The organism is Vibrio sp. QJM3NY_15, assembly GCF_057785995.1.
This window is the reverse complement of sequence record NZ_CM173517.1, coordinates 1,124,502-1,144,367: the sequence shown is the minus strand read 5'-3', so window position 1 is coordinate 1,144,367 and position 19,866 is coordinate 1,124,502. Positions and strand designations below refer to the sequence as shown.

Annotated in this window: 20 protein-coding genes; 11 read left to right on the top strand and 9 right to left on the bottom strand. The window is 43.9% G+C overall.

Features of this window, described 5'->3' with window-relative positions; all coding sequences use genetic code 11:
• Positions 1 to 274: 274 nt before the first annotated feature.
• From AC3CKG_RS05125 to AC3CKG_RS05115, 3 genes are all read right to left on the bottom strand, one after another.
• Positions 275 to 2,626, bottom strand: a complete 2,352-nt coding sequence (locus AC3CKG_RS05125) for a zinc/cadmium/mercury/lead-transporting ATPase (protein ID WP_488528921.1) — start codon at positions 2,624 to 2,626, stop codon at positions 275 to 277.
• Positions 2,627 to 2,797: 171 nt separating this feature from the next.
• Entirely contained in the window at positions 2,798 to 4,261 is a 1,464-nt protein-coding gene (locus AC3CKG_RS05120) for an MATE family efflux transporter (protein WP_017109960.1), read from the bottom strand.
• Positions 4,262 to 4,457: 196 nt separating this feature from the next.
• Positions 4,458 to 4,874 carry a CBS domain-containing protein gene (locus AC3CKG_RS05115; RefSeq protein WP_017107624.1) on the bottom strand — a complete coding sequence of 139 codons (417 nt, stop codon included), beginning with the start codon at positions 4,872 to 4,874 and terminating at the stop codon, positions 4,458 to 4,460.
• 280 nt (positions 4,875 to 5,154) lie between these two features.
• On the opposite strand from AC3CKG_RS05115, the gene AC3CKG_RS05110 reads away from it, so the two are divergent.
• Both AC3CKG_RS05110 and AC3CKG_RS05105 read left to right on the top strand, forming a co-directional pair.
• Positions 5,155 to 5,388 (top strand): hypothetical protein, encoded by a 234-nt coding sequence (locus AC3CKG_RS05110; RefSeq protein WP_017109962.1) that lies wholly within the window; start codon positions 5,155 to 5,157, stop codon positions 5,386 to 5,388.
• 164 nt (positions 5,389 to 5,552) lie between these two features.
• Positions 5,553 to 5,849 carry a hypothetical protein gene (locus tag AC3CKG_RS05105; protein ID WP_017109963.1) on the top strand — a complete coding sequence of 99 codons (297 nt, stop codon included), beginning with the start codon at positions 5,553 to 5,555 and terminating at the stop codon, positions 5,847 to 5,849.
• A gap of 97 nt (positions 5,850 to 5,946) precedes the next feature.
• On the opposite strand, the gene AC3CKG_RS05100 is transcribed toward AC3CKG_RS05105, so the two are convergent.
• Positions 5,947 to 6,903 carry a glycosyl transferase family protein gene (locus tag AC3CKG_RS05100; RefSeq protein ID WP_102276899.1) on the bottom strand — a complete coding sequence of 319 codons (957 nt, stop codon included), beginning with the start codon at positions 6,901 to 6,903 and terminating at the stop codon, positions 5,947 to 5,949.
• Between the two features lie 237 nt (positions 6,904 to 7,140).
• Here AC3CKG_RS05100 and AC3CKG_RS05095 point away from each other — a divergent pair, with 237 nt between their 5' ends.
• From AC3CKG_RS05095 to AC3CKG_RS05075, 5 genes are all read left to right on the top strand, one after another.
• Positions 7,141 to 7,749, top strand: coding sequence for a TetR/AcrR family transcriptional regulator C-terminal domain-containing protein (locus tag AC3CKG_RS05095; RefSeq protein ID WP_488528920.1), 609 nt, complete (start codon positions 7,141 to 7,143; stop codon positions 7,747 to 7,749).
• A gap of 149 nt (positions 7,750 to 7,898) precedes the next feature.
• A complete protein-coding gene (locus AC3CKG_RS05090) occupies positions 7,899 to 8,258 on the top strand; it encodes a hypothetical protein (protein ID WP_065103868.1) in 360 nt (119 codons plus the stop codon).
• A 92-nt stretch (positions 8,259 to 8,350) separates the two neighbouring features.
• The gene (locus AC3CKG_RS05085) at positions 8,351 to 8,950 is read left to right on the top strand and encodes a thiol:disulfide interchange protein DsbA/DsbL (RefSeq protein ID WP_076671333.1); all 600 of its coding nucleotides are present in this window, start codon (positions 8,351 to 8,353) and stop codon (positions 8,948 to 8,950) included.
• A 238-nt stretch (positions 8,951 to 9,188) separates the two neighbouring features.
• Positions 9,189 to 9,683: a peptidylprolyl isomerase gene (locus tag AC3CKG_RS05080; protein ID WP_102339529.1), complete on the top strand. Its 495-nt coding sequence runs from the start codon at positions 9,189 to 9,191 to the stop codon at positions 9,681 to 9,683.
• 215 nt (positions 9,684 to 9,898) lie between these two features.
• A complete protein-coding gene (locus AC3CKG_RS05075) occupies positions 9,899 to 11,041 on the top strand; it encodes a BamA/TamA family outer membrane protein (protein ID WP_372112833.1) in 1,143 nt (380 codons plus the stop codon).
• A gap of 115 nt (positions 11,042 to 11,156) precedes the next feature.
• Here the strand turns inward: AC3CKG_RS05075 and AC3CKG_RS05070 are convergent, their stop codons facing one another.
• A complete protein-coding gene (locus tag AC3CKG_RS05070; protein ID WP_488528919.1) occupies positions 11,157 to 11,579 on the bottom strand; it encodes a cytochrome c in 423 nt (140 codons plus the stop codon).
• A 151-nt stretch (positions 11,580 to 11,730) separates the two neighbouring features.
• Here AC3CKG_RS05070 and AC3CKG_RS05065 point away from each other — a divergent pair, with 151 nt between their 5' ends.
• Both AC3CKG_RS05065 and AC3CKG_RS05060 read left to right on the top strand, forming a co-directional pair.
• Positions 11,731 to 12,375 carry a cytochrome b/b6 domain-containing protein gene (locus tag AC3CKG_RS05065; RefSeq protein WP_488528918.1) on the top strand — a complete coding sequence of 215 codons (645 nt, stop codon included), beginning with the start codon at positions 11,731 to 11,733 and terminating at the stop codon, positions 12,373 to 12,375.
• Between the two features lie 17 nt (positions 12,376 to 12,392).
• Complete coding sequence (locus tag AC3CKG_RS05060) at positions 12,393 to 12,821, top strand: MarR family winged helix-turn-helix transcriptional regulator (RefSeq protein WP_017109971.1); 429 nt, start codon at positions 12,393 to 12,395, stop codon at positions 12,819 to 12,821.
• A gap of 87 nt (positions 12,822 to 12,908) precedes the next feature.
• Here AC3CKG_RS05060 and AC3CKG_RS05055 read toward each other — a convergent pair whose 3' ends face one another.
• From AC3CKG_RS05055 to AC3CKG_RS05040, 4 genes are all read right to left on the bottom strand, one after another.
• Positions 12,909 to 13,775, bottom strand: coding sequence for a DMT family transporter (locus tag AC3CKG_RS05055; RefSeq protein WP_428781628.1), 867 nt, complete (start codon positions 13,773 to 13,775; stop codon positions 12,909 to 12,911).
• Between the two features lie 110 nt (positions 13,776 to 13,885).
• Complete coding sequence (locus tag AC3CKG_RS05050; protein WP_017084655.1) at positions 13,886 to 14,983, bottom strand: alkene reductase; 1,098 nt, start codon at positions 14,981 to 14,983, stop codon at positions 13,886 to 13,888.
• 14 nt (positions 14,984 to 14,997) lie between these two features.
• Positions 14,998 to 15,375 (bottom strand): lactoylglutathione lyase, encoded by a 378-nt coding sequence (gloA, locus tag AC3CKG_RS05045; protein WP_017084654.1) that lies wholly within the window; start codon positions 15,373 to 15,375, stop codon positions 14,998 to 15,000.
• A gap of 217 nt (positions 15,376 to 15,592) precedes the next feature.
• Positions 15,593 to 16,528, bottom strand: a complete 936-nt coding sequence (locus AC3CKG_RS05040; RefSeq protein ID WP_017066788.1) for a LysR family transcriptional regulator — start codon at positions 16,526 to 16,528, stop codon at positions 15,593 to 15,595.
• Between the two features lie 141 nt (positions 16,529 to 16,669).
• Between AC3CKG_RS05040 and AC3CKG_RS05035 the strand changes: the two genes are divergently transcribed.
• Together AC3CKG_RS05035 and AC3CKG_RS05030 are read left to right on the top strand one after the other, a co-directional pair.
• Positions 16,670 to 17,920, top strand: coding sequence for an OmpP1/FadL family transporter (locus tag AC3CKG_RS05035; protein WP_488528917.1), 1,251 nt, complete (start codon positions 16,670 to 16,672; stop codon positions 17,918 to 17,920).
• Positions 17,921 to 18,595: 675 nt separating this feature from the next.
• Entirely contained in the window at positions 18,596 to 19,507 is a 912-nt protein-coding gene (locus AC3CKG_RS05030) for a hypothetical protein (RefSeq protein ID WP_017109975.1), read from the top strand.
• The last annotated feature ends 359 nt before the right edge of the window (positions 19,508 to 19,866 follow it).

The window sequence follows — 19,866 nt, the reverse complement described above, 5'->3', positions numbered from 1 at the left end:
CTTTTGGCTTATTGGGCTTTTTACCCTTATTTAAGCTCATAGTAAATTCGTGGGGTACGAACACACTCTAACCAAGCTCATTATAAAATGAAGTGACACACGTCACACCAATGATCGCAACAAGATTTCAAGTTTCACGAAAAACCGATTGGCATCACAAAAATAAGCAATCCATACGCCTACGTTGCATACTAATGAGACAAAAAACGCCTTTAGCTTATTAAGGCTAAAGGCGTTTATTTGCATCAAAATACTGGATATTAGCTAGAAGTGCTTAATCCGCTTTAGATTTAAATCGAAGCAAACGCAGTGCGTTCAATGTAACCAATGCCGTCGCACCACTATCGGCTAATACCGCAACCCACAAACCGGTAATACCCAGTAAGCTTGTCACCAAGAACACGCCTTTCAAACCGAGTGCAAGCGCTACGTTTTGACGGATGTTATTCATGGTCGCTTGCGACAGTTCAATCATCGCAGGGAGTTCCGTTAAGCGGTTATGAGTCAGTGCTGAGTCAGCCGTTTCCAACGCCACATCCGTACCACCGCCCATCGCAATACCTACGTTAGCGGTTTTCATCGCTGGCGCGTCATTGATACCATCGCCGACCATAGCAACGTGTGACTGTTGAGATAACTCTTCAACATAAGACACCTTGTCACTTGGAAGCAGGCTCGCTTTGTATTGCATACCAATCTTGCTGCTGATCGCGGCCGCACTGCGCGGGTTATCACCAGTAAGCATGATAGATTGAATACCCAGCTCGTTCAGTCGCTCAATCGCGACCTTCGCATCACTACGCAAGGTATCTTGCCAAGCAATCAGGCCAATCACTTTAGTCGCTTGCTCTTGAAGCTCTTCTTGATGTTTAACCTCTAGAGCAAGAACAACCGTCTTGCCTTCGCCTTCGAGGGCTTCAACTTTTGCCACCACTTCAGAAGCAAGGTCAAACGTGACTTTAGACGGTGCGAGAACTTGGTATTTAACTCCATCGACATCGCCTTCAACACCACTGCCGATCAACGCCTTTTTATTTTGAGATTCTGGGATCTCAATATTTAGCTCTTTGACCTTGGCAACTAACGATTGCGCCAATGGATGCGTAGAGCCAACTTCAATCGCCCCCACTACACGTAACATTGCGTCTTGCTGCCAACCCGATAGTGGTTGGATATCGGTAACCTGAGGCTTACCTTCAGTCAATGTGCCCGTTTTATCAAAAGCAATAGTTTGAATTTTACCAAGCTGTTCTAGTGCCGCTCCGCCTTTGATCAGCGCACCGCGTTTTGCGGCTGCTGCCAAACCAGAAGTAATTGCTGCTGGCGTAGAGATAACCAATGCACAAGGACAAGCAATCAATAACAAGGCTAGACCACGATAAACCCACGTTTCCCAAGGTTGAGCAAACAACAGTGGTGGCGTGATGATCACCAACAGCGCGACAACCATCATTAATGGTGTGTACCAGCGGCTGAATTTATCTAAGAAGCGCTCCAGTGGTGCCTTGCGGGATTCTGCTTCTTCTATCAGGTGTAAAATACGGTCAATCGCATTCTCACCCTGCTTTGAAGTAATCGTAATACGTACGACTTTATCAACCACCACGGCGCCTGCCATGATGTTATTCCCTTCGACATGCTCAACTGGGATAGATTCTCCCGTTAAAGCACTCTCATCAAAACTTGCGGAATCGGTGATTAACTGGCCATCAGCAGGCAAACGAGAACCTGCTGCAACTTCGATGACATCGCCAGGAACAAGATCGCTAACTTCGACTTCGACACGTGCGCCGTTAATAATTTTGGTCGCATTCTCAGGGACGAGGGCCATTAAGGCTTGAACACCACTTCTTGCTCTTGATGAGGCAAAAGCTTCTAAGCGTTCACCAATCAAGAACAACAATAAAACCATCGCTGCTTCTGCGGTTTCACCAAGATATAAAGCGCCAAGAGCAGCAACACTCATTAGTGTTTCTATCGCAAAAGGCGTCCCTGAACGGGCAAGTAGAACCGCTTTTTTGGCAACAGGATACAGGCCCAACAAACAGGTAGCGACGAATAGCCCTTCGCTCAGTTGAGGCTGTGAACCTTTGAGTAAGGCGGCGATCAGCATAGAAACTGCAATCGCTATAATTTGCCAATTAGGTTGAATATGAGCTTGCCAAAAGGTCTCTGGTTCTTGTTTTTGTTTCTTGGAGCCCACTTCCGTCAATGGGAAGCCTGTTTTGATAGAGACTTGTTCGATCGTTTCAGCAAGGTTTTCACTATCGAATTTAACAACCAGTTTTTCGGTAGCGAATAAAACTTTAGCTTCAATAACACCGTCGATGTTACTGACCGCTTTTTCTATTTTTCGAGCACAAGCTGGGCAGTCCATTCCCGAGACCAGCCAACTTTTGGAAAATTGGGCGTTAAGAGATTCAGTTGAGGCCAGCCGGTCTTCTTCTCCACTGTCTGAACCACAACAATCATCTGTTGAAGCAGAAGCCGTGGTAGAACTGCAGCATGCTGATGAAGAGCCTGCAGCTGTAATACTGGTAATTTTAGGGCTAGAACAGGTTGCCCCAGCCGCTTGTGGTTGAACGTCCACTTTTGTTGAGCGGCACGCTGCATGTTTTGCGCACATAATGTATCTCCTTAATACTCAAAAAGCCTTAAGGTTGTTGCCAGTAGAATGAGCAAACAAACCTTAAGTTCCACATAAGTATAAACCTTGGAGCTAGCTCCAAGGTCAAGAAGAAGTTTTCAATATGTTCGCTTTTTATCGAAAGCCATTGATGTTCTGACGTTGTGTTTGTTATTGCGGCTTACACTCAGCTGCTTCTTCTCTATTCGCTGATACATCATCAATCAGGACTGCATCATGCGAACAGAAAGGTTGGGTGTTTAAGCTAACAATTGATACATCGTCTTCTACTGGGTCGGTTTGAGATCCCGTCATAAGTTCAGCAACATGATAACGAAGTACCAAAATACCAAGCAGACCAAATACGACATTACCCAACGCTTGCCCATACAATACGCCTAGAGCGCCGTACCACTGAGACCCTAAATAAACGAAAGGCAATGTCCCTAGTGTTGCCTTTCCTAAATTTAAAGCAGTAGAGTAAAGCGGTTTACCTAAGTTATTAAACGACGTATTCGCAACAAACAGCGCGCCATTGAATGTGAAGGTCAAAGCAACATAGGTACAGAAAGCTGCAACGATAATAGCTGCATCACCTTGCAGGCTGAAACCTTGAATAATGTAGTCTTGAACAAAGTACAAAAGAATACAGACAGCAATGGTATAAACCGTTGTAACCAACAATGAGTTATTGAGTGTCTCTTTCACTCTGTCGACTCGATCAGCCCCAAAGTTCTGTCCTATGATTGGCCCAACAGCGCCAGAAAGCGCGAAGATCACCGCGAAACACACCGGAGTCAGACGGCCAATAACCGCGAAACCAGCAACGAAATCTTCGCCATATTGCGCAATACCCGTAGTCACAATCGCATTGCCGATAGGCGTGGCGGTATTAGTAATGATCGCAGGAATGGCAATGGCAAGAATAGGACGAATATTAAGGCGCCACTGTACCATCGAGGGCGGTGCCACCAGCTGATGGCTGCGAATCAAAGGATAAAGAGAGAACAAAAGAACTGAGAAACGAGCAATAACAGATGCGATGGCTGCACCTTCGATATTCCAACCAAAACCAAAAATAAACAGGGGGTCTAAGATTGCATTAACAATACCACCAGACAAGGTTGCCCACATCGAACGCTTAGCATCTCCTGCCGCTCTCAAACCCGCGCCCGCAGCCATGGCTAACGCCAAAAATGGACCACTCGGTAACAAAATTTGTAGATAGGCCTGAGCGCGTTCGGCTGCCACACCTTTTGCTCCAATCGCAGCCAATAACTCAGGAATGTGTGCAAACATGATCGCAGTAACCGTTGAGCTAATCACAAATGCGGTCAGCATTATACTGGTGCTTAAATTTCTGGCGTGGTCTCTATTTTTGGAGCCAATCGCTTTGGAAACTAACGCACCCATTGCGATGGAAGTACCTATCGAAACTGAGGTTGAGAAGAAGGTTAACGTACCAGCAAAGCCCACGGCTGCTGCCAACTCGACTTGACCGAGCATACTGATAAACAGCATGTCGAGTAAATCGACGACGAACAACGCCATCAAACCGACAGAGCCAGCTCCCGACATCACCAATATGTGGCGCATCGTTGAACCTTCTACAAACTTTGCAGTTTGATTTGACATGAAACCTCCAAAAACTGAAACACCACACGCTAAAGCTCTATAAGCTTGAGAACGACAAAAGCCGTTCTAAAAATCGAGTCTACAAAAGCGAACCTACCCAGAAAGCTCTATACAGAAAAGCTTTATACAGAAAAAAGGCGCTAGTGCGCCTTTTGTCAATTGTTGGTGTTGAGAAAAATAATCGTTCTTATCACTACTATACAGGATGTTTGAAACATTCATCCAGGTTCTTGCCGATTGCTCTTAAAACATCGGTTCGAGTGATGATCCCAACCAGTTTTTTATTATCGATAACCGGGTAAGCTTTCGGTTTGCCCACTTGCATCATGTCAGCCAATTCAATAATGGATAGCTCAGGGGACACGGACAATACCTCTTGGTACATACAGTCACCCACAATGTGTGTGTCCTGACAGAAATAGCTCACCTTAACCAGTTTCTCTAATAGATCCTGCTCAGATAAAAATCCAATCACTTGTTCTGTTTCATCGATAACTGGGCCACCCATATGATGACTCTTCATCACTCGATCTAACGCTAGGCTTAACGGCATATCAGGAGTGAATGTCACAACCTGCTGCGTCATGTAGTCTTTCACTTTTATTGAATGCATTGCGTTCTCCCTAAATACTTTCGATAGTTCTTTTCTATCTCGTTAACTTAATTGTTGTCTAAAATCTTGATTTTACTAAATGGATTTCAACAATTTTATTGATAGGTAAAACCTTACATAGCCCAAAAACGAGACAGGGAAAGGCTCGAGCGTGTTTTCATGAGTCAAAAAAAAGAAAAAAAGAGCCCTTACAAAGCCTTACTTAAGGGTACTAGCTTGAATGAACCAATCCTGTAACCTTCACCGAATAAATAATTCAAAAGTTACAATTAGGCCTTTTATGCAACACAACGAGAGCATGTACGCGTACATCTATTCAGGAACAGACGGAACCGAAAACACTTTGGTTGCAACAATCGATAACGAAGAAAAACCACTGATCTCTTGTTGCGCTGACGAAATAAAGCGAATGTCGAGCTTAGCCATTGATCTGGCGTCAAAATACAATTTGAAAGTGAAGCTGGTAAAATACCAAAGAAAACAAGAGATCGACTTCGGATTATTCGTTAAATAGCAGACTCATCACTCATGCCACCTTCGACAAGGTTGTGGAGTATTGTCAACGACACATGAATACCGTATTTTAAGAGCTGTTATTGAGTGGTAACTCAAGTAACGTCGAGTAGCTAAGATTACCGACTTGGGTTACCTACTTTACTCTTATCCAAACGGCCCACTATGACTTCGCTTCGTTCACCTCAGACCTATCTGTCTCACTGCTTATGTAAGATAAAAGCCTCCTTTAGCGAGCTATTAGATTTTCAGTCTCGTATATGGGTCGTGCATATTTTCGAAGACTCAATCACCGATCAATCGTTTGTGATCAACGAAGACGGCTTCAAAGAACCATTAGAGTGGATGAAGAAGCGAGCGTATCAAACCGCGATGCTTGAACGCGTTGAGAAGATGAAAATCTCGCAGGTGATTGAGATTCAGTTCGAAGACAAAATGCATCGCTTGATGCGAGTGAAGTAGCTCTTATTTTTGGGCATTCACGAAAAGCCCTTAGCTAGAAAGCAAGCATAAAAAAGGCCAACAATCGCTGACCTTCTCTCAATAGCAAGACTATCGATTAGCGAGCACAATACGCTTCCCAAAGGCGCAATGCTTTTGCATAGGCTTCGGCTTTATCATGCGTTTCTGCAAATAAAATAGCGGTCATGCTATCCACGACACTGTTTGCCATCAGTTCCATCTCATCTTCCGGAGTACCCAGTACACACTCTCGAGGAATCGACAGTTCTGTGTTCATGGTGCCTTCCCAATAGAAAGACTCCACCTTCTCAGGAGAACTCATCCAGACCGTTTGGCTTACCTTTGGATTATATTCCGACTCGCCATTCATGCCTTTAAATGAAATCACCGAGTGCGATTTATTGCCAATCACATGCTCTACTTCTGCATGAAGTTGTGGGAATCCCGGGTGGAAACTGCCACGTAAACCTAAGCGACCACCGCCAGGGTTTAATGCACGAACCACTGTGTTAATTGGAGTACGCAGACCATAGCGATGTTTCCAACCAATCATGGTTTGAGCTTCAGGGGCGAAGTTCGCTAAAGGTAAGTAAGCAATGCCATCCGCTTCTAGGATCTGCTTTGCGTCTTGTGGGTCGGCAGCACTGCGAACACCAACAAGATGCAAGTGAGTCTCTACGTGAGTACGACCACTTGGCTTATCCATATAACCGTGCATCAGAACCTTGTAGCCATCGTCTGCCAGTATTTTTGCCGCCAGCAAGTTCCAAGGTTTGCCGCTAGCAGTATCGTTACGCTTACCTGCATAGCACGGCCAGTCAATATCTGCACCTAGGTCAGGAACGCGAGATTGGAATGCTTTTACAAAACCTGCAATCTCTTCATTGGTTTCATTCTGCACACGAATTAACATCAGTAGCATAGCCATTTGGTCGTCTCCGACCTCACCGCTTAAATACTCATCCATGATGCGATAGGCTTGTTCGAACGATAAAGGTTTACGCCCTCTTTCCCCTCGTCCAACAGTACGAATACACTCTAAAATACTACTCATTGACTATTAATTCTCTTCCGTAGATATCAATAAAATTTAATACGACTTCGATTCTATGACACCCATAGCGCATTGCAAAGTGATTCAGTCACTATCAACCATTCCCAATGACAAGCTACCAAACTTCAAGTAAACAAATCAGTGCCTTGTAAGCGAATGAATTGCGGTTCTAAAAGTAAACCTAGTGGTGTAAAATTGACGTATGCAATGCGAACTAAAATGTTGAGTAGCACCCAAATGACTGTAAAAAAAACACTGAGCCAAAGAAAACGCGAATCTATCGTGACTGCTGCTATCGCAGAGTTTACCGAGCATGGCTATAAAGCCACCAGCATGGACAAAATCTCTAGCCGAGCAGAAGTGTCTAAACGCACGGTTTACAATCACTTTGCGAGTAAAGAACTGCTACTGGATGAGATATTAGACAGCATTTGGAGCAAAACACTCGCAGCGACTCAGTTCCCCTATCAAGCCGAACAACCGCTAGATGAACAACTTACCTCTATAGCCAGCCAAGAACTTGAGCTTCTCGAGTCTGAAGGTTTCATCGACTTATCTCGCGTACTGTTCTCTGAATATTTTCATAACGCAGAACTCGCGCATCAAGCGATGGAAAAATATTCTCAAGCAGAAAGCGGCCTGACAACATGGATAAAAGCGGCATTGGCTGATGGTCGTTTGGTTGAACTCGACCCATTGTTCGCATCCACTCAGTTTATCGCCCTGCTGAAATCTTTTGCATTTTGGCCACAGATCATTGGTCACGCGCCCTCTCCTGATAAGCAGCACAAACAAATTATCATTAATTCCAGCGTCGAGATGTTCCTTAAACAGTACCAAGCGTAATAAAAGTTGAGCTCTGCTAAGTTTTGTTGGGTTTAATTAGAGATGCGTAAACGAGTGATGTATCATGCGCTCGTTTCACGCTTTCTTGTTTAGCGGTTGCAGAATGTGATTCATACCAACCTTAGTTCCGACACAAAGACCAATAATTCATGCCAAAGTTGATAAGCAAAATTTGGGTACATGCTTTTATGCTATTCGCTATGTTAGTGGCCACCATCAGTGTGGACAGTATCGCGAACGCCAATGCTATGCAGGTGACTCAAAATCTATCAACCTTATCGCAGAACACCGATTCCTCATTCGACACCAGTGACTCATTCCCATATTCCAGCGCGCAACCCAATGTAGAACATCACTGCTGTGGCTCTGTATGCTTACTTAAAATGCCACCGTTGATTGTGTCAGAGTCTTTTGATACCCAAATTGGTTCATTGGCTTTAATCGAGAAAGAGCCTTCACACAAGGCGATCATGTCGCCACAAGCTCCTTACCGCCCTCCTATTTCTTAATTGTTTGTCCCTATTTGGCAACGCTTGCCAACGTATTACTAATACAGCTCTATCGCTGTAAACAATGACATCCAAATTTAGGAAATAAACACATGAAAAAGCTATTTAGCCTATTCGCAGCTCTGATCATGAGCGCTTCAATTAATGCCGCTCAGTTTGAAGAAGGTACTCACTACAAGATCCTCGACGTAGCGAAAGCAGATAAACCAGTCGTTACCGAGTTCTTCTCGTTTTACTGCCCTCATTGCTACAAGTTTGAAGGCGTCATTGAGTACCTAAAGAAAGACCTACCGAAATCAGCAAGCTTTCAAAAAGTGCACGTAGCGTTTATGGGCAACGACATGGCTGTGCCTATGGCAAAAGCTTACGCGACCATGATTGCACTCGACGCTGAAGACAATATGGTTCCAGCAATGTTCGCCAAAATTCACGAGAAGCAACAGACCCCAAGAAACGAAGCGGAACTGCGCCAGATCTTCATTGATAACGGTGTCGATGCGAAGAAATTTGATGCGGCCTACAACGGTTTCGCAGTTAACTCAATGCAGAAGCGTTTTGATAAACAGTTTGATGCGAGCACATTAACTGGCGTTCCGGGCGTATTAGTTAACAACAAATACATCGTAAAACCGGATCAAATCAAGAGCTACGAAGAGTACAACCAGCTGGTGAATTACCTTCTAACGCTTTAATCAAAAGCGATAGTCTCTAAAAGCTTAAAAGCCAGCGACCTGTTCGCTGGCTTTCTTGTCTATACGAGTCAAGTGAACGCGCGATGGCACGCTCGAAGATCATTCAGATCGCCCTTGAATACACGTCAAAATCACTGTTCACTGGCATCCGCCGTTATTTCTCATATACTGCACCCTATTACGTCATCCACTACTCTGTAGTACTCAAAATATTAGTACTCGAACATTGGGCACCTTTATGATTATTCTGACCACTAACTTTGGCGACATCGAAATTGAACTTAACCTTGAGAAAGCGCCAGTAAGTTCAAAAAACTTCCTTAAATACTGCCAAGAAGGCTTCTATGAAGGCACCACGTTTCACCGTGTGATTGAAGGTTTCATGATTCAAGGTGGTGGACACACTATCGACATGACAGAGAAGCCAACACACGCACCTATCGTCAATGAAGCAAATCGTGGACTAAAGAACGTGATTGGCTCAGTGGCAATGGCTCGTACAGACGCACCACACTCAGCAACGGCGCAGTTCTTTATCAACCTTGACGACAATGATTTCCTTGATCATACCGCGACCAGCAACGCAGGTTGGGGTTACGCAGTGTTTGGCAAAGTATCGGCAGGCATGGACGTGGTCAACAAGATTGCGCTTGCACCAACCACTACTCGCTGGGGACACGAAGATGTGCCTTGCGAAGATATCGTGATCTCGAAAGTCACTATTAACAACTAAGCCACAATCGGGCACCAAAAACCAACCTAAAATGGTGAGAACCCTTCTCACCATTTTTAATGTCCATGTTATCAATTGCACTTATTTTTGTACGGTATATTTCCAATACCTACCGTTCCCCTGCTATTAATCAGTATTCGTGACGTGTTATTATCGCCGCTCGCCGACTATGAAAGTTGAATGCGATTCACTATACATTGGACGTAACACCAACCATGACTCGACACTCCTTTTTGACAACAGCCTTTCTTTCGACTGTTGCCAGTTTCTCCAGTTCAGCTTTTGAAGTTGATACGCGAGAGTCACAAGAACCTGAACTGGATGACCAATTTCGTGTCATTGCTATCCCCTTCTACGATCCAAGTGTCGACACTGGGATTTCGGTTGTTCCTATCTACAACTTTTATGCAGATGGTGAAACCAAGAACGCATCAACCTTATCGGCAACCCTGACTTATACCCAGAACGACAGCTACTACATAAAAGGTAATGCAGACCTTTTATTAAAAGGTGATTCGTTGCGGTTCACTGGTGAAATGGGCTTCTCTAGCACCAACATCACACTGGTTGATCTTGTCGATACCAACCATCAAGAATACGCTTTCGATGGTGATTTTTATTTTAAGATCTACGACAACATCTATCTGGGCACAGGGTTAAATTACTCTACCGCTCGTTATCTAGGGGACACGCCTCGCGATGATCTTTTACTTAAGCTCACAGGGTTTAATGAAGAATATGAAGCGGACATGGGAGCAAAGCTTTCATTCTTATGGGATGAAAGGGAGCATTACTACTATCCGTACCATGGCTTCTTGTTTGAGCTGACTTATGAAGATCATGGCGCTTGGTTAGGTAATGATGAAGATGCGACTTACTCTTCGTTGTTTTCTGACTACCGTTTTTTCTACAGCTTGACGCACAACGACAATCACATCATCGCAAGCCGATGGGTCACGCGTTACCTACTTGATGCCGAGAATGCCCCTAGCAGTGCCTACAGTACCTATGGTCGACAAGGACGAAACGTTCAACGTGGTTTCGTCGCGGGTGATCACATCGCTTCACACATGACCAACCTTGAGATGGAATACCGCTACTCGATTTCTGGCTCATCAATTAATTTTCTAAACAACGTCGCCGTAGTCGGTTTAACGGGTGTCGGTAAAGTGTTTGGCGAAAGGCTCAACCCGAAAGACCCTTATCATAGCTTTGATGATGGCGACCTTCTGACCATGGTTGGCCTCGGATTGCGCTATCGATTAATGCGCCAAGAACGTATCAATGTACGTATGGACTTCACCTACAACAACGAAGATGAAGTGCTGGCGTATTTTAGTTTGGGTGAGAACATTTAACCCAACCTATCTAACCTAAGCTCTAGCGCACTTGCTTACTTATTTGCATACCGTACCAAGCCTGTCGCGATTCGATTCGCACAGGCTTTGTTGTTTTTAAGCCTCTCAAAATGACTTACCAACGCGAACGATAAGTACGATGACACGCTCGGCATGTGTTATTGGCCGCATCTAAACCACGCTCAGCCTTGCTACGGTCCTGCTCAATACTCGCTTGTTGTAACTCCGTAAAACCTTGGTTAATCTGTAGCATCAGCTGATTGAATTTCTCCGGCTTACTCCACACCGTTTCTTTTGCTTTACCACCCGTGTCACTCTCAGCAAAACTATTATTCAGTACAATTCCGTGCTCAACCAAACTCCCACTTAACTCCTCAACCTTCTTCCAATCTGTATTTCGGTTCCCTAATTCTGAAGACACTTGTTTATTGAGCTTTTCAATTGAGCTAAAAGCCTGCTGGCGATTGTTGACAGCTTCCGTTGCGGCAATAGCCATCACCGGCACAGTGATAAGTAAAGCGATAGTCAGTTTTTTCATAGTGTCATTCCTGTTTATTGGTCGGTTGATTTGTTGAGTTTTCAATCGTAATCGACGAGATACATTTAATTTACACAACAATAGTTGCGCGCGCAACTATTGTTGTGTAAATTAATGTCACTTTGTAAAACGACAAGCAGGAAATTGAACGATGAAAATCTGGGATCTACCGACTCGACTCTATCACTGGCTGCAAGCAGCTCTTTTTATTGGCCTTGCTATATCTGGTTTTAGTGGCAATGGCCCACACATTTATTTAGGGCTCGCACTGTTTAGTTTGATTCTGTGGCGCTTGGTCTGGGGAATGATTGGTAGTGATACCAGTCGTTTTTCTCAATTCATTAGCTCGCCGAAATCAGCTTGGCATTACTTGCGCGGTAAAACTCAACCCAAGCCGGGACATAATCCGTTAGGTGCGTGGATGGTGATAGGAATGATCGCGACTCTGTTTGTCCAATGTATGACTGGGCTTGTTATTGCTGGTTTCTTTGACAACTTGCCCTACTCTGATGTGATCATCACCGACACTGTATTTGATATCTTGGGTACGGCTCATGCTATCGCGGCACGTATGTTGGTCGCATTTGTTGTTTTGCATTTGCTGGCGATCCTTGTGTACAAACTACGCTCAAAGCCCTTGGTTTTAGCTATGTTCACAGGCAAACAAAATCAACCATCGCTAACAGATCATTTCGAAAATGGCAGTCAATTGGCTTTTTCATCAAATAGAAAAGCGTTGTTGGTGCTAATTGCATCGGTATTAGTTACGATGACAATAGTTGTAATGTCATCGTAAGAATTAGGTACTGACGGATGTCTCAAGAATTTGATAGACAAAATAGCTTTGGGTGGATGATCAATGTGGTCGCCAACAAAGCGAGCAAAGATTTTGATGTAGAACTCAAACAACACGGTTTGAGCCTTGCCCTATGGCCAACCTTGATGTGCTTGTGGGAAGAAGAAGGCATTACGCAGCGCGATATCGCAGCGAAGTCCAAAGTCGAGAATTCGACAACGACACGAACATTAGACAAGTTAGAAAAGCTTGAACTGGTTGAACGCAGAGCCGATCCAAACAGTCGTCGTTCTTTCAGAATCTACTTAACGGAAAAAGGGAAAGCACTCGAAGAACAACTCGTTCCAATCCCTATTCGTTTAAACAAAGAATTGATGAATGAGTTGGACGCTGAAGAACAACAGCAGATGATCAAACTACTTCAAAAGATGGTCGCAGCGATCTGATCTTACTGTGACCGGATCTTATTGCTAGTGCATGCTCAATGAGTTTTAAACATGCACTAACCAATACTCGGCTTTGCGCCGAGTGTTTTATTTTCGTCTCGACCATTTGATATAACAAAATAGCGAACCAATAATCACCGCTCCGCCTAGCAACTTTTGCATCTCAACCGTTTCACCCAACACGCTGACACTCAACAACAATGTCCACACTGGCTCAAGAATCATGATCAATGCCGCCACTTCCATGTTCACAGAATGCTGGCCCACAGTTTGTAGCAAGTAACGTATCGACGTCGCGATAACCGCTGAAACAATAAACCAGAAGACTAAGGTCTTGGTTATTTCAAAATCGGGTTGAGTTGTCATCGACGCAAATGCCAGTCCACTGATGCCCACAACAAAAAGCTGCACACAAATCGAAGCAATAGGCTTGATATTACTCATCACACGCTTGTTCATCACAAAGTGAACAGAAAGCGTCATTGATGCCAATAAGAAATAAATCTGACTCGGTTCTACATGCCAACCATTAGTCAAAGTAAGCAGTAACATACCGATAATCGCGATAGGAAAAGACATCCAAAATGCACGATTCGGTTTCACTCGGAAGATAATCCAAGAAACAAACGGCGCAATGATCATGGCGAGGCTCATGATGAATGCCCCTTCAGACAAGGTCTCGGTAACCGACACTGCATACACCCAGACTTGCAGTGAGGCAGACAGCAGCAAACCCACGCCGCAAAGAGACAGAATCTGCTTAAGTGAAAGCTTACGAATATGATGAATACAAAACGGCAGAAGAATAAGACTCGCCACTAAAAATCGCACACCAATGAACACTGGTCCCGGCATTTCCAATACCACCAGCTTAGATGCAATCCATCCAACCCCAGCTAGCAGGGTGGCAAATAGAAGGTAAAGCTCTCCGCGCATCGCTTTCACGTTCATCATTTAACTTGGTCCAATAACAAAAAAAGCAACCCGACTCTGCAAGGTTGCTTTTTATAAACATTCAACAGGATCAAGATACTATCTCAATACTCTGTTTCAGGCAGCTGTTTTTAGCCTGCGTATTCTGGGTAATCCGTTAAACCTTTTTCAGCACCACCGAACAGTGTGTTTGGATCGTGGGCTGCAAGTGGGTAACCATTTTGAATACGAGCAGGTAAATCTGGATTAGCAACGAATGGACGACCAAAGCCAACCATGTCAGTTACGCCTTCAGCAACGGCTTTTTCTCCACGCTCGCTATCGTATTTACCCGCATAAATAAGGACACCATCGTAAGCTTCACGAACTGCCGCTTTAAATGCTTTTGGCGTTTCAGGTGCATCGTCCCAATCGACTTCTGCAATGTGCAGGTAAACAATTTTGTATAGGTTAAGTAGTGCTGCCGCAGCAGTGTAAGTTTCAACAGGCGTTGCGTCAACCGTGCCATTTAGCGAAGTAAACGGAGCAAGACGAACACCAACACGGTCAGCACCAATCGCTTCAACCATAGCTTCAACCACTTCCCCCAAGAAACGCAGGCGGTTTTCAGTTGAACCACCGTATTCATCGGTACGGTTGTTTGCTTCAGAATCGATGAATTGGTTGATTAAGTAACCATTCGCGGCGTGAAGTTCGATGCCATCAAAGCCCGCTTCAATCGCGTTTAAAGCCGCTTGGCGATACTGTTCAACCACTTCTTTGATGTCTTCTTTGGTCATCTCACGAGGTTCAACCACATCAACAAAACCCGGTTCATCTGTACCGTTATCAATGAATACTTTCACGTTTTCTGCTTTAAGTGCAGAAGACGAAATTGGTTGTTCGCCACCAATGTTGTCTGGGTGCGTGACACGGCCTACATGCCAAAGTTGAGCGAAGATAACGCCCTCTTTTTCATGTACTGCATCCGTTACTTTTTTCCAACCAGCGATCTGCTCATCAGAATAGATACCCGGAGTCCAAGCGTAGCCTTGACCCATAGGTGAAATTTGTGTGCCTTCAGCAATAATCAAACCTGCCGAAGCGCGTTGAGCGTAATATGCCGCCATCATGTCGTTTGCTGAATTACCAGGTTGCGTCGCACGTGAGCGCGTCATCGGAGGCATAACAATACGGTTTTTAAGCTCAATGTTACCAAGTTGAATTGGTTGAAATAGTGCGTTTGTCATAATGATTTCCTCGATTAACCTAGTTGAATCAGTTCGATTTGGTAGCCGTCTGGGTCAGTGATAAATGCGATGTGCGTTGAGCCACCTTTTACTGGCCCCGCTTCACGAGTCACATTGCCACCTAGCGATTTGATCTTGTCGCATGCTGCGTAAATATCTTCTACACCCAATGCCAGATGACCAAACGCGCTGCCCATCTCATACTCATTAGTATCCCAGTTGTACGTTAGCTCGATAGTCGTGCCGCCTTGTTCGTAGCCAACAAAAACTAATGTGTAGCGGTAGTCTTTGTTTTCATGGCGTTCAAGTTCTTTCATACCCAATACCTTGGTGTAGAACTCGATAGACTTGTCTAAATCAGTAACTCGGATCATTGTGTGTAGGAATTTCATATTTCACCCTTATTAGCACCACAAGCATGGCGCCGTTATTATTTTGAGTGGAGGTTATCCACTAATCTCTGAGTGAAATAATACGATTCAGCGAAGAATTAAGGAAATTATCAAAAATTCTCAATGTGATAATTTTTCGTTATGAACGTTATGACTAGCACGAACTCAATGACACAAAAAAGGGAAGCCAATGCTTCCCTTCGAGTTAGACCCTCAATTAAAACCGCAAACGCCTATCTTTAAGCGCCTTCGACATTGCATCTGACGTACTGATGACTTGTTCTCTGAACCATTTATGAGCGGGGTCGCTGTTCTGCTTCTTCAACCAAATCAGGTAATGAGACATCGGCTGATACTCAAAGGGTGGCTTGAACAGCTGTAAACTTAACTTTTCTTGGAACTGCACGGCCATTGATAAAGGCACCACTGTAATGTAATCAGATTGGCTACACAGCAAGATATTACTGAACAGTGAACGTCCATGAAACACGATTTTACGTTGGGACAGATCCAAAGAAGTGTAGTGATTCAAACTGCGAACTTTGCGTCGTGTTCTGTCTAATACGGCATGCTTTTCACTCAGGAACTGAGCTTCGCTGATTTCACCTTGGATTCGCGGGTGATCAGCTCGACACACGATCACAAACTCGCCCTCATAAAGTGTTTCACTGACAATACTTGGGTGTTCAGGCACCACAATATCGATCATCGCATCGAATTCTTGAGTCAAAAGATCTTCGTAAATGCGCTCATCACTGTCTGGTTGATCAAAGACTTCTAATGACAAGTTTTGATTAGGGAGCGCTGCAAAACTATTGAGCAGCACCCACTGTAAGTGCTCAGGCGCAGAAATTACAAACTTACGTTCAGAAGATTGCTCATCAAAGTTGGTCATCGACTGAAACACGCCATTGAGTTCATTGATCGGCGCTTTAATTTGTTCATACAAGCTTTGCGCATAAGACGTAGGCGCAACCCCTCTTCCTTTGCGAACAAAAAGCTCTTGGCCAATCTCTTTTTTTAGGCGGGCTAATGCGGTACTGATGGTCGATTGGTTGGTACTGAGTTGATCCGCAGCTTTACTTAAACTGCCCTGCTCCATCACCGCAGAAAACACGGCAAGTAGATTGAAGTTGGGGATGTCGTTGCTCATATATCATTACTCGTTAGGCGACCATGAGCACCATGCTATCGTAAAAACGATAGAATGAAATGTTAATTCGCTATTTTTCGACCCAATTTGTGAGACTACTATCAGCGCCTTAAAAACAGCTCCCAAAATAGGTTCTATTCCATGAAAAAACACGCACTTGCCATTGTAGTGTCAACGCTTTCAACTCATGCAATGGCGGCTGGCCCATTGCTTCCTGAATTAGGTTCATTGAACGCAAGTACTGCAGGAGCTGGTACCGCAGCTCTAGCAGAGAGTGCTTTAACAGCTTGGACTAACCCGGCCGGCATGTCTCAACTCAAAGAAACCAACGTTACTGTAAATACTTCCATTTTAGACACGACATTTGATTACGCTGATCAAGGCTCAACAGGCCCCGCATTTTCAAATGGGGAGAACGCAGATGGCGGGACAACAACCCCAGCAGGCAGTTTCTATTTTGTCACACCAATCAACGATCAATTCCACGCAGGCCTTTCAGTTGCATCACAGGGTGGTTCCGGCGTTGATTATGGTGACAATTTCCACGGTGGTAATTTATTAGAAAACGTTGAGTTTATAACCGTACAAATTGCACCCGCCATATCGTACAAAGTCACTGACAAGTTTGCTGTTGGTGCTGCCATCAATATGGAATACTTCTCAGCAAATGGTGAACTCGATGTCTTTCCTGGAGTTCTTCCAACGATTGGAGAGGGTAAGCTTGAGGCCAATGCCGACGATTTTAACGTAGGTTATACACTCAGTGCCTTTTACAAGTTCAACGAAGCACATCGTATCGGTTTGATTTATCGCTCTGAGATCACTCACTACGGTGAAGGCGATGTCAAAACAACGCAGCCAGGATTCAGAGGCAATATCGTCAACATGGATGTTGGACTAGATTTCATCATGCCACAACACGTTCAAGCAAGTGGTGTTCATGCCGTTAATCCGCAATGGGACATGCTTTGGAGTGTGACTTGGTATGACTTATCAACTTGGACAGACCTAACGCTCGACCTGAACAATGCACCAATTGAAATCGTTCAACGCGATTTTGATGATGTATGGAATTTCGCGATCGGTACACACTACCAACTTAATGAACAATGGCGATTAGAAACCGGAGTGAGTTACGAAACCTCACCGCAAGATGATCCGACAAAGGTATACATGGACCTCCCGATAAGCGACATATGGCGCTATGGAGTCGGTGCGACTTATCGAGTAAATGATAACTGGCAAGTACGTGGTTACTACGACTACATCGACCTAGGTACGCCAAACATTGATTACACACTCGGCCTTGCACCTTCGCTAGGTAACCTTAACGGTCAATACAAGAGTTATGCACACTACTTTGGCCTACAAGCGAACTATCGCTTCAAGTAACGTTCAGTCCTGCTCAACACTCACTCAGATAAGAATTAAACTTAGTCATTTAGTTAACTCTATACTAAATACCTGAAACTTTTATCTAAATATAAAGCTTAGTGCCCTGCTCGCTAAGCTTTTTTATTTGGACTAAGCATTTCATTTAATTCTCTTTTTACTCTCCATCGATAAGTCATTTGTCACCGTTTTGATTTGTATTGATTATCAACCTAATACAACGCACAAACAAGGGCTTATTGTCTCATTTTTCATGACACTGTTTCACAGTCGCTTTCAGCTACTCAGCAAAGCTCTTCGTCTTTTTCACAACGCAGGCTGAAAATTGTGCATTTCACAAAACACGGTTCTTTCAACTAAACCTCTTAATTATCGAGCGTTATAAGCTTCAGCCCTTATTCAGCCTAATGTCGGGAATTGGAGGAGCGCTTTATCTACACGCTATTTATCTAAAGCCCAACAAATATATCAGTTCAAAAAAATAGCCCCTTATTTTTATAAAACTCGCTACTAATGAATAAAAAGCATCAGCTATCGTATTTGCGATGATTACAAAACGAATTATTACGTAGATTCATATTATTCACATCTTCTATATTTCTCGCCAACGAATAAACACTTCATGACCGTGAAGATGAAGTGAGTCCCCAACAAGTTATGACTAAGAGTATAGATATGCTTAAAATTAAAAAGAGCTTCCTTTCTGTTGCCATTACTGCAGCAGCATTACTTTCAACAACAGCAAGTGCGCAAGAACAATTATCAGTACAAGAAGCGGCAAAAAAATCAGCCAACCCTGTGTCAGATGTATGGATGCTAATTACTCAAAATGATTATACCTTTCTAGAAAAAGAAGATGGTCACCATGAGATGCAAAACCGCTTCAGCTTTCAACCAGTAATGCCTGTACCTATCATGGATGGTGAATGGAACTTGGTGAACCGTTTGGTTGCCAACCACTACAGCTCACCAGGCGATCGTGAAGACGGTGATTTCTTTGAAGGACGTACAAACGGTATGGGAGACACTGTCTTTCTATCACTGGCAGCGCCTAACCGTGATGATGGGTGGATTTGGGGTGTTGGTCCAACGGTGATCATGCCAACAGGTACTGATGGTTTAACGCAAGATAAATGGCAAGTAGGCCCTGCTGCAATGGTCGCTCGCCTTGGTAAAGAAACAGGTAACCCAGCCAGTATTGAAAGCTGGAACGTTGGTTTCTTAGCTCAGCAATGGTGGGATGTAGGCGGGAGCGACAGCGTTACTGAATCAACTAATCAAGCGGACATCCAGTACTTCTTAAACTATCGTGTCAGCAACACCGCGTTAATTGGTATGACACCTAATATTCAAATTGATTGGACAAAAGATGGTTCCGACCAATTTACTGTACCTGTCGGATTAGGCTATATCGATATGTTTAAGGTTGGGCCAATGCCAGTTCGTTGGGGTGTAGAACTTCAATATTACGTAATGAAACCAGACGCAAATGTTAATACAACCAATCCCGCTGAGTATGTGCCATATGCACCAGATTGGAACCTGAAATTCTTTATTGCGCCTGTTACATTAAACCCATTCAAATAATCGATTAAAATCCCCCTACAGGCTGGTCTAATTTATTTAATATTTTAGGCCAGTCTTTTTAGCACTTTTCATCGACTTCTATGATCCAAACCAAGTTAATGAACAATGTTTTCTATCTGTATATGAGCCTTTTCAAATAAATCACCCTACCGATTTAGAGTTATAACTACTAATCGTAATTACGATATTATCAAATCGTAATTCTGGGTAGATACTGGTCAAAACTCTTCCTATTATCCTGCTAACAAATCAATCATCAGCCCAAATAGAAAACTGACAAATGTTTTACTTTGGTATGTCAATTGTCATGGAAGAGCCCCTCGATTGCCGAGGTATTACACGTAATAAAAACAGTCGTT